This is a genomic window from Methanoregula sp. (assembly GCF_041663825.1).
In the GTDB taxonomy this organism is placed as follows: Archaea; Halobacteriota; Methanomicrobia; order Methanomicrobiales; family Methanospirillaceae; genus Methanoregula.
In genome coordinates this window covers 107,724-117,369 of the sequence record NZ_JBAYLY010000005.1, presented here as the reverse complement: position 1 = coordinate 117,369, position 9,646 = coordinate 107,724, and the positions used below count along the sequence as shown (strand labels likewise).

At 45.5% G+C, this 9,646-nt stretch carries 12 protein-coding genes and 1 CRISPR repeat array; all 12 genes read left to right on the top strand.

Annotation, left to right across the window (positions count from 1 at the left end; all coding sequences use genetic code 11):
• The coding region (locus WCX19_RS03930; protein WP_373005317.1) for a hypothetical protein at nt 1–180 on the top strand (180 nt) is incomplete at its 5' end.
• Nucleotides 181–343: 163 nt separating this feature from the next.
• A CRISPR array of direct repeats spans nt 344–890; the repeat unit is 37 nt; unit sequence GTTGAATCAGCACCCGTTATCAGAAGGGTATGAAAAC.
• A gap of 215 nt (nt 891–1,105) precedes the next feature.
• A complete protein-coding gene (locus WCX19_RS03925) occupies nt 1,106–1,279 on the top strand; it encodes a hypothetical protein (RefSeq protein WP_373005314.1) in 174 nt (57 codons plus the stop codon).
• A gap of 275 nt (nt 1,280–1,554) precedes the next feature.
• Nucleotides 1,555–1,761, top strand: a complete 207-nt coding sequence (locus WCX19_RS03920; RefSeq protein ID WP_373005311.1) for a hypothetical protein — start codon at nt 1,555–1,557, stop codon at nt 1,759–1,761.
• A 58-nt stretch (nt 1,762–1,819) separates the two neighbouring features.
• Nucleotides 1,820–2,080 carry a hypothetical protein gene (locus WCX19_RS03915; protein ID WP_373005308.1) on the top strand — a complete coding sequence of 87 codons (261 nt, stop codon included), beginning with the start codon at nt 1,820–1,822 and terminating at the stop codon, nt 2,078–2,080.
• A gap of 43 nt (nt 2,081–2,123) precedes the next feature.
• Nucleotides 2,124–2,351 carry a hypothetical protein gene (locus WCX19_RS03910; protein ID WP_373005305.1) on the top strand — a complete coding sequence of 76 codons (228 nt, stop codon included), beginning with the start codon at nt 2,124–2,126 and terminating at the stop codon, nt 2,349–2,351.
• 713 nt (nt 2,352–3,064) lie between these two features.
• Nucleotides 3,065–3,781, top strand: a complete 717-nt coding sequence (locus tag WCX19_RS03905) for a hypothetical protein (RefSeq protein ID WP_373005302.1) — start codon at nt 3,065–3,067, stop codon at nt 3,779–3,781.
• A 780-nt stretch (nt 3,782–4,561) separates the two neighbouring features.
• Nucleotides 4,562–4,933 carry a hypothetical protein gene (locus WCX19_RS03900; protein WP_373005299.1) on the top strand — a complete coding sequence of 124 codons (372 nt, stop codon included), beginning with the start codon at nt 4,562–4,564 and terminating at the stop codon, nt 4,931–4,933.
• Nucleotides 4,934–5,313: 380 nt separating this feature from the next.
• Nucleotides 5,314–5,874, top strand: a complete 561-nt coding sequence (locus WCX19_RS03895; RefSeq protein ID WP_373005296.1) for a YIP1 family protein — start codon at nt 5,314–5,316, stop codon at nt 5,872–5,874.
• Nucleotides 5,875–6,290: 416 nt separating this feature from the next.
• Nucleotides 6,291–6,737 (top strand): hypothetical protein, encoded by a 447-nt coding sequence (locus WCX19_RS03890; protein WP_373005293.1) that lies wholly within the window; start codon nt 6,291–6,293, stop codon nt 6,735–6,737.
• Nucleotides 6,738–6,835: 98 nt separating this feature from the next.
• Nucleotides 6,836–7,141 (top strand): hypothetical protein, encoded by a 306-nt coding sequence (locus WCX19_RS03885; RefSeq protein ID WP_373005290.1) that lies wholly within the window; start codon nt 6,836–6,838, stop codon nt 7,139–7,141.
• Nucleotides 7,142–7,162: 21 nt separating this feature from the next.
• A complete protein-coding gene (locus WCX19_RS03880; RefSeq protein ID WP_373005288.1) occupies nt 7,163–7,474 on the top strand; it encodes a CRISPR-associated protein Csx16 in 312 nt (103 codons plus the stop codon).
• Nucleotides 7,475–7,556: 82 nt separating this feature from the next.
• Entirely contained in the window at nt 7,557–9,386 is a 1,830-nt protein-coding gene (locus WCX19_RS03875) for an HD domain-containing protein (protein WP_373005285.1), read from the top strand.
• Nucleotides 9,387–9,646 lie beyond the last annotated feature (260 nt).

Genomic DNA, 9,646 nt, shown 5'->3' with positions numbered 1-9,646 from the left:
GTTTTTTCCGGGGTGATCCCACCACTTCGTCTCTCCCGGATGACGGAATATGTGCAGGATAATTTTGCCGGAGATGAGAACAGGATCCTGATCATGCCGCTGTGCCGGACCTGCATATCCCAGTTGCATTGGATAAATATGACCGTTACAACGGAAGCCCGTTCGTATTTTGTCGTGTGAAGATCAGGGCCGTTTAAAAATATTCAAATAGTACTTTTGAAAAGTTCACCCCGAAGTGTGCTGGTCTTTATAAACTCCGGGAACTTTTGAGACCAGCACAGATACCCTGAAAATCCGGGACTGTATTACAAAGCAAAAGGTATTTAGGGCAAAAATGCGAACGGTTGAATCAGCACCCGTTATCAGAAGGGTATGAAAACGGCGCACCCCCGATCATGGCGATGTCGTAGACTCGTTGAATCAGCACCCGTTATCAGAAGGGTATGAAAACCATAGTGATTCGGGTAATGATAACCATGATGATCATGTTGAATCAGCACCCGTTATCAGAAGGGTATGAAAACGATCAGGTCGATATTCACCAGCTGTTGGGTACTGCTGTTGAATCAGCACCCGTTATCAGAAGGGTATGAAAACAATAAGATGCTTGCAGCAATCGCCACAATGGCAATGTTGAATCAGCACCCGTTATCAGAAGGGTATGAAAACCGTGAGGTTGACGACGGGCATTCTGCAATCGGCTCGTTGAATCAGCACCCGTTATCAGAAGGGTATGAAAACATGCAGCCGGCTGCCATTATGCTCAACATCAATACGGTTGAATCAGCACCCGGTATCAGAAGGGTATGAAAACTACCGACGTTTATAAAAAGGCGCTGGGCAGACTTGGCATGTTGAATCAGCATCCGGTATCAGAAGGGTACGAAAACTGAGTCGGTCCTCGTCTCTTCCTTTGAGTTTTCACAAGTGCGTATTACCCGCGATGAGAAGGGTATGAATCTGTTTTATCTGTGTCGGAATTCAGGTATGACTGCAGGGTGCATCACTATGTGGGATCAGGAATGGACGTGACTCCCTGATGCGGAACAGGGTACAGATAAATGATGAAACGAAAAGGACAGAAGGTCAGAAAGAAGGAATTGAGATGAAACAACTGGTACTTGAAACAAACGAAGACATCAGATGCATGAAATGTGGCGGCATTGCCACGAAAGGGACCGTATATGATCGTTCGCAGTTATGCTACTGCGAGGGATGCAATGGAGAATTAAAAACTTGGGGGTGCCCGGAATCGGATTTCCTCATCCGGAAGATCTGATACCGGGGGCATCATCCTCCTTTTACCGTAATCCGGAAATCCGTTGCAATGACACCCGAAATCGGAAGGGTATGAAAAACGGGTCTATCCGGGCGTCCCTGAAGGCGACGCACACAGTTTTACCGATTCAGTCAGCGGCGGCAAGATGCAATACCGGGCTATCGCAGACGTGATCACGCGGAACGCGGCCCGTGCGGGGATTAAAAAGAGAATGCACAGGAACAAACCCGGTGAATGAATATGCCAAAAATATTCGTATTTACAACGCTTACACTATGATCGTATCAGCAGTGAAGCGGATCCCGGTAACAGAACCGGTCTGGAAGGATCTTTCAGAGATGCGTTCTGCCGGCCAGACCTATGCAGAGCTCCTGTCGGATATAATCGAGGAACGTAAGAAGCGTCGGCTTGAAGAAGATGCAAAAATATGGGAAAGCCGGCCGGATTCTGAATTTGTTCCCCTGTCGGGAATTAAAAATTAAGGTCGCCATTAGCTGGAAGAATAGCCTTATTATCATATGCTCCCATATACACCTGCATATGCCAGAAGTTACCTCCGTAAGGATGCGAACAGATACCAAGGCGCTCCTCGATGATCTGAAACTGAATCCCCGGGAGACATATGACGATGTTGTCCGCCGTTTAGCTGAATCCGCGTATGATGATGAGCCCCTGACACCGGAAGAGATCAAAGCGATGGAAGAAGGAATCGCCGATATCAAGGCCGGGCGGGTTTATACGCTTGATGAGATTATGAAAGAATGCGGCGATGATAAAATAATCAAAGCGCGGAAACTGTGATCGCGTGTATCAACTCAAATTTTCACGACGAGCGAAAAAAGATTTGCTGGCTATTCCAACGGAACACCGGATCCACATTGAACTCGCGTTGAAAAAGTTTTCAGCCAACCCGGGACAGCAGCACGATGTGGTAAAAGTCAGGGACAGTCCAAAGGTTGCACCACGATACCGAATCCGTATCGGGGAGTACCGGGCGACGTTCTTCATATTTCACGAGATACTTCTTATCGAGATTATCACCATCGGAAAAAAGAAGAATTTTGAGTATTAATTTTCTGAATAATCCATCCCTGTTTTTCATATAAATCCGCAGTAATGCCAAAGTTATATTACGGCATGTAAATTCCTTGGTGACGATCATGTCTGCCAGACCTGGATAGATCGCATCACGGATCAGAAAATCTACAAAGCATTTATATTGTTTGAGTGCAAAGTGTGAAATATCCAAGAGCCTTGGCTTTTGAACTCTGCTTTTAAAATTCTGAAAACTTCACAGAATCTTTACAGCCAAATGTATATCCGGTCGTCGTCCGCTGCAATTTCGTTAGCGGGTCTGACGGGACGAAAACCGCGATCACCATTTCGGGATTCTGATGAACTCATGACAGTTTCTCCGCAGAATGCCCGTATTGCATGAATTTCCCGGAAGGGAACTTTTGATTCAAGGATCCTGCGGCGGAGTACCGCGTTCCTGGATTGCAGCGGGCTGCAAAATGCAGTGCACACCGATCCCTTCCAAATGAAGGTTTCCGGGAATAATGGCGTAACACGAGGAGCCCGGGCTGTCCGCATGCCCCGCATATCCTGGTACCAGATCCGGAGGTTTGTATGACATAACGTCTCTTTTTTGGGATATCTCCCCTGGACAAAACCCGAACTTTTTGTAACGGCCGCCATGCGGCTGCTGACCTGATGATTGCGAACGCGGGAGGGGGTGCAAGCTGCACGATCTCCCGGCATTAAAAAAAACAAAGGTGATTTGTTATGAAAAACCAGACACAGTACAGTATCCTGATTCTGATAATTGCAGTAATTGTCATTGGAGTTGTCATCGGTTTTACCGATAATCCATTCAAAAATTCCCTGTCTAACCTCGGAACGGGACCATTGGGAACACTCTCCCTGGGACAAACCGCTCATCTTTCCAACAATAAAGAGGTTACGTTAACTTCCGGCCATTGTGCGAATACTCTTACAGATACCGATCCGGTAATTGGCAAGCAAACAGTATGGAATTCAAAAAATATTCAGTTTTTCGCTACCGTAAAAAATACAAAATCTCCCGATAATAAGGTCTGGAAAGACATTAATACTGCCATAGCCGGGGCCGCAGGAAGGGTGTATTTATCAGATTCAGAGGGAGATTTGATGGCTCTTTCTCGGTCTGGCTTCATGGACTCTATAATCGTCAGTACAGGAGATAAAAAAACGACTTCTCACATTCTTTATCCCGGCGATAGCGGTACGACTGAATATCAATTTGTATTTTCCGATCCACAGTCCCAGGAATTTTTCACAAGATTGCAAAAACACGCTGAACTTAAAATGTATGATACGTGCGAATTTACCCCTTATAGGGGTAGTGTTTTGTGTTTGGATCCATCAGAGTCTGAAACACCTGCTGCTACCTGGGATGTAACATCGGCATTTCAGACCTGTACGGGAGACAATACTGATGTGCACTGGAAAGTGACGTATTGATACGCAGGGGAGATTATCTATTATCCCCCGGGTTTCGATTAATCATCCGACGAGATCCGTTCGTTCGGAAAGGGGGTTAATAGCAATCATCAGGGATATTTTCGTCCCGAACAAAAGGTACCTCAGTAAATCCGGGATATCATTCTCGTTTCATTTCCGTCCGGTTTTATAAATTAACGTTTACAGCGGGATGCCCGGTTTATTTGGTAATTCATCGTTTGGCGCCACCAAAATTTTTATGCACTTGAGATTCCCCATGAAATCAGAGCCAGATCAAGAAAATTTGAATTATTTCATGAGATGGGGTAATGCCGCGTTATTGCACCAGGGAGGTGCCCTGGCGGGGGCGGAGCACCCGGGAACGTCTTCAAATTGAAGATTACACGTGTTTTATCATAACCTTTGTAACGTATTCGCATTTTTCGGTGGCTCAAACTGAGGAATCACCTAAAATATTTTTTTATTATCGGTGATCAACCGGGACAAATTCCCCATAAACGCGACGAGTCATTGCTTTCGGTCTTTCATCGTGAATTAAAGAGACAGCATTTGAAATTCCCTCCCGCATATCCCCGCGTGTGATGATACCCGGGAAACCGGGTTGAGCACCACGGAATGTTTTTTCACGATCCCCGGTTTCGGGGACCGGTCCGGCATAACGCAGATGCCGTTCTCTTTTGTAATTACAAACCCGCGAACGATGCGGAGAAAACGAATTGTCTTACTGCACACGCCCGCGATTCCCGGGAATAATGCGCAGATTTACACTGGAGTAAAAAAATGAACGCACACAAAACAATGATGATTATGAGTGTGGTGTTTGTCATCTGTATCGCGATTGCGATCCTCGGTACATTCACTCTCTATGGAACGATAACCAGAATCGACGCGCAGCCGGTTCTCGTCGATGGACACCAGTACCGGAATGCCGATGTGGCGGGCATTATGATCCTGATAAGTGACGGTTTTACAAACCTGTTTCTCCTGCGACATGATCCGCTCACGGCAATTCCCGCCCTGATTACCACAACACCGGACATTATCTTCAACAGGGTGATAATTACCCTCGTTATCACTGCCTTTGCGATCGTCGGCGCACTTCTTTCAGGCTGCCTGCTGGTATCGGAGATCCGGCGGCCCGTTGTCAAGTGAAAGCCGTCTTTAAAAGTTCCGATCGGTTGAAATCTCACCGTGGCAACCCCGCTTTTACATCCCCGTAAAAAGATCGGAATTTTAGGTTCCCCGCAGGCACACCAAGAATTTTAGCATGAAAATTTTGAAAACTTCAGACAATAAAGCAGGCAAATGGAAATTCGAGTTTGGAGTGCAAAATTTTCATTGCTTTGGTGCGAAGTCTTTGACTTCATGCGGATTTTTTTGACCCTGCGGATTCGATATCCCGAATGCACAGGGTTTTGTTGTGCAGGATTCACCGGGTCCGGTTCAGGTACTCCGGTATATGCAGAACCTGTTTTCCCGGTTTAAAAAACCGGGACTATGAAAAACCATCAAAAAAACATGAGGTAGAAAAAATGTTGGAAGAAATCTTTGAGCGAATAAAAGGAATGATCCTGAAACCTGTTGAGACATTAAGAACAGCGGCAAACGATGAAATCTCGTTTACCTTCGTTTACTTCTTTATCCTGCTTGCAGTCTACGGGATCTTGTTTTCCCTGACGCTATCCCAGTTCGGCATGTTCCTGATGATGAACAACCAGATCGTTGTCGTCCTCCTGACGATGCTGGGGCAGATGATCATCTCGTTCCTGGCAGGCACGGCATGGCTCCATCTCTGGGTCTACCTGCTGGGCGGCCGCCAGGGACTGAAAAATACCTTCAGGGCAGTTGGAAATTCCATGACCCCGGTACTTCTCCTGGGATGGATAATGCCGATGGGAATAATCGTCGGCACGATCTGGGGACTCGTGCTTGAGATCCTGGGTATCCGGGAACTTCAGAAATTTACAACGACCCGTGCGATACTGGCGGTCGCGATACCCATGATTATCGGTATAATTACCCTCATTGTATACCTGGCCCTTACGGATCCCCGGTTCCTTGCTTCATTAACCGGGATTTTTCAGGGCCATTGATGAATCTGCCTGTATACTTGCCGGAGGACTCATACTTTTTCCCGCCGTGATATTATCCTGGTGAACTAGTGGCGGGATACGCGGTGATCCGTTTTCTCTTAAGGTGTCTTCACCCCGCATGGCGGCGCGACACCCTCTTGCTATGACGGGGTAACTACGGTCTGTTCAGGCAGGAGATCAACTCACCAAAACCTCGCCATCCGTCTCATGATCTTTGCTCTGAAGGGAAAACCTCACGCGGGTCTTGCAAAAATCCGTCGGGAAATTCATCCCATCCCCGGGAATGCCAAACTGTATCGGGAATAATCCCTTGCAGTTCCCGTTTTAAAAAAATTCCTCACGGAAAAGTACCGCATTGCGACCACTGGATGAACAATTCAGGAATCTTGTGAAAAACCAAAAAGGAGATTCTCACTATGGCAGACTGGAGTAAAAATGAAAAGACCATAATGATTATCGGGACCATAACCATTGCCGTTGTCCTCGTGGGGTTTGTGTTGCTACTTGTGGTTGTACCCCTAATCAATCAAACCACTCATAACTTGGAAAGAGCCGCCCTACAGGATGACCGTAAGATCCTGACGCCCTCCGGGAGCGATTTGGGTATCGTAGGGAAATGGGGTGATTCAATGACCCTGGAATGGACCGGAAAGAACATGATCACATATGAATTCAATGCTGACGGAACGTATACCTTCACCAATTCAGGAACGATCGTTAAGGGCAAATGGGGGCGGCTGAAAGGAAACAACCAGCTCGTCACCCGTCTGGACAGCGATACATCTTCGTCAGGGTCTTCATTGAGAACGGATTCTTCGGGTAAACTATTTTGCGATGGGTTTACTCTCGTAAAAATCGGGTAGCAATGAGATAGTCCCGCGGAATTTAACAGATTTTGAAGGAACGCGGTAATTATTTTGATCGACGTATGGACTTTTAACACCATGAGGCTTGTTTGCGTATGCAGTGTCTTGACAAAAGGGAGTTGACGTATGTCTATATTGTACTGATTACAGTTTTGGTCATTCTTTTGATCCTGCTGGGACTCGTGATGATCTATATCGTATATCCATATATCACGAACGAACAAAATGCCGGTCATAAAGGGAATGATATGATCATGCTGCCGGTATCCGCATCCGGCTCTGGCAGGATTACGGCACTCGTATTCCCGATCATGAACGGGAAGTCACTGGTATCGGCTCAATCCGGGTTTTTTCCATCAGTAACCGGATTTCACCCGGATGGAAAAATATCATTTAAATAAAAAGAATCGGAAGGTTGATCTATGATAGTGATTGTGACACGGCATACCGGCGCCATCGAATGGCTCATGGCAAACGGCTTTTCCGGAGAGGTCGTTTCTCACCTAACGGGAGACACGATCCTTCCCGGGAACATCTACATCGGTGTACTGCCTCTGCCAATGATCCAGCGGATTCTTGACGCAGGAAGCCGGTTCTACCTGCTTGTGATGCCGGAAGTCTCACTTGCACAGCGGGACCAGGAAATGACACCGGAGGAGATGGGTGCGGCGGGGGCAAAGCTCATGGAAGTAAAGAAGATCGAGATGGTGCCGGTGAAGATGCCGGGAGGATAAAAGGGGAGATCCCTACAGTATCATGCCAAAAAAATGTGAGGAGAGGAATTTACCAATTTTTCTATTGCAGGAGATGAGATAAATGACATCTGAAGAAAAGAAAAAGACGAAAGCAATCCTATTTGGAGGAACTGACGGTCATGGTATCACGATGACTGCGATCTCTTACAGAAATCTCGTCAGTGAAGGTTATGATATTGCCCTTAAACTGGATGATATATGCAGGCATATAAAAAAGCTTCCTCGCGGGGATAAAAATGTCTCAAAAGAACGAATTGATCGTGAGTGCCCTAATGGATGTGGCACCGGGTCCGCAGAATTCTTTTGGGGACATACCTTTTTACAAACCCCGTTTGATGATCCAGATCTTGCACTTGTTGTAATTGTTGATATCCCCCTTCCAATTCAGGTAAATCTGAATTATTCGGCTGCTGATGAAGCGATTACAAAGATAGGGGAATTATCTTCGAAAGGAATCCGGGTTGTTCTTGTTGACCACCATAAACGTGCTATCACCCATTACGGTAAAGCGATTAATGCCGGTGCTGAACTTATCTTTTCTATCGGTGGTGAACAGTTCTGCCATTATGGAAAGCCGGATGAATATTCTCAATTCTGGGGATCGCGAGGTGCAATCTGTGACCGCGATTCTTCTCAGCTTCCCCTTGAAAAAGAAGAATTTTGTCCATTTGAAAGCAGAGAACATGATGCCGAATGGCTGGACAAGGAAAAAAAGAATGTTCAATCACTCCTGAAAAAAATTATTGACGACGACCGGTTTATTCCCAGAATCCCCAAACCTTCATTGGATCTCAATCATTATCAGGAAGGATCCGTGACCGCAGTCGAACGATTGAAATCGGAGCCAGATACGGATTTGGGCGGATTTAAACAACTGGATTATATCTGCTCAAAGACAGGAACAACATATGGTATCGGAATTAATGATAAATGTACTACAATTCATGTCATCAATTACTGGAAGACTAGCGCAATTCCTGTAGCATTGCTACTATCACAGTATCGACAGGCATTTGGTCATGATATGGGGATTGTAATAGCGTTTAACGACACGACGTGTGAACAAATACAAGATCGGTTTAGAGAAATTATTGCAATATTAAATTCCCAAAAAATCATCAAGCCCAATACGCCAAATCCCGAAGCCGATGCGATTGGATACATCTCGCAGATTTTCAAGGATATTCCCATAGCATACAATCTGACAAAGCATGGCTGGAACCATGTGGAAACCGTTCTGGCAAATACCCGCCTGCTAGGATATCTCACCAATCTGGAAGAGAAAGATCAGGCCATCCTGAACTGGTCGGCATTATTCCATGATCTTGGGAATGCGGCAATGTCATACAAAGAGAGGTACAATCTTGATGTCAGGGATCATCAGGAAGCCCGGGATAAACACGAAGAATATACCGCTAAAATTCTGCAAGGGATGCAGGGGGAAGGACTGTTTGAAGGGATAATTACTCCGGAAGATCTCAAGGATATATCTGATCTGTGTCTGAGACACCGGAAAAGAAAGGCGCTTCCGGAAAATCAAAGGCTGATGAAATTATGTGTCCTTCTTCGTATAGCAGACGCATTGGACAAGACAAAAAGCAGGGCACGGGAAAATGATGCCAGAGAATTATACTCCGAAATCAGGAAAAAACTGTTACGCGATGAAAATATTGTCTCCATAATGCACTGGGAGGGGCAGCGGGCAATCGAATCAATACGGATGAATATTACGAAAAACAAAATAGTTTTTGAATTTTTTGTATCTGATAAGGAAAAAGCTCAATTTATCATTTGCGATTTTAAAGAAGAACTTGAACCATTTAAGAAAAATCCGGTTGCAGGAATCGAAAACCTTGAAGTAAAAATTACCACGGTTCCGCACTTTTCCTGATAATAATCCTTTTTCCGATTCTGAAGTAAATGGATTATATGAGATTAATGTACCCCACATTCCGCAGATCTCCTGATCACACATAATATTTTTGACAAGGCGGTCCCAAAATCCCAACAATTTTTTCTACTGACTCGTTAATATGTGAAATTTGCCGATGTATCCCACAATCCGCAGTAAAAACCAGCCCCCACATAATAATTCAAGGTGATTCCTCAGTACAAGCCACGAGACTATATCCAACGAATACAAAAGTACCT

What these genes read in the sequence shown, in the direction of transcription:
- WCX19_RS03915 (WP_373005308.1), top strand. Translation starts at nt 1,820, where the DNA reads ATGCCAGAAGTTACCTCCGTAAGGATGCGAACAGATACCAAGGCGCTC.
- WCX19_RS03895 (WP_373005296.1), top strand. Translation starts at nt 5,314, where the DNA reads ATGTTGGAAGAAATCTTTGAGCGAATAAAAGGAATGATCCTGAAACCT.
- WCX19_RS03920 (WP_373005311.1), top strand. Translation starts at nt 1,555, where the DNA reads ATGATCGTATCAGCAGTGAAGCGGATCCCGGTAACAGAACCGGTCTGG.
- WCX19_RS03905 (WP_373005302.1), top strand. Translation starts at nt 3,065, where the DNA reads ATGAAAAACCAGACACAGTACAGTATCCTGATTCTGATAATTGCAGTA.
- WCX19_RS03885 (WP_373005290.1), top strand. Translation starts at nt 6,836, where the DNA reads ATGCAGTGTCTTGACAAAAGGGAGTTGACGTATGTCTATATTGTACTG.
- WCX19_RS03900 (WP_373005299.1), top strand. Translation starts at nt 4,562, where the DNA reads ATGAACGCACACAAAACAATGATGATTATGAGTGTGGTGTTTGTCATC.
- WCX19_RS03925 (WP_373005314.1), top strand. Translation starts at nt 1,106, where the DNA reads ATGAAACAACTGGTACTTGAAACAAACGAAGACATCAGATGCATGAAA.
- WCX19_RS03880 (WP_373005288.1), top strand. Translation starts at nt 7,163, where the DNA reads ATGATAGTGATTGTGACACGGCATACCGGCGCCATCGAATGGCTCATG.
- WCX19_RS03890 (WP_373005293.1), top strand. Translation starts at nt 6,291, where the DNA reads ATGGCAGACTGGAGTAAAAATGAAAAGACCATAATGATTATCGGGACC.
- WCX19_RS03875 (WP_373005285.1), top strand. Translation starts at nt 7,557, where the DNA reads ATGACATCTGAAGAAAAGAAAAAGACGAAAGCAATCCTATTTGGAGGA.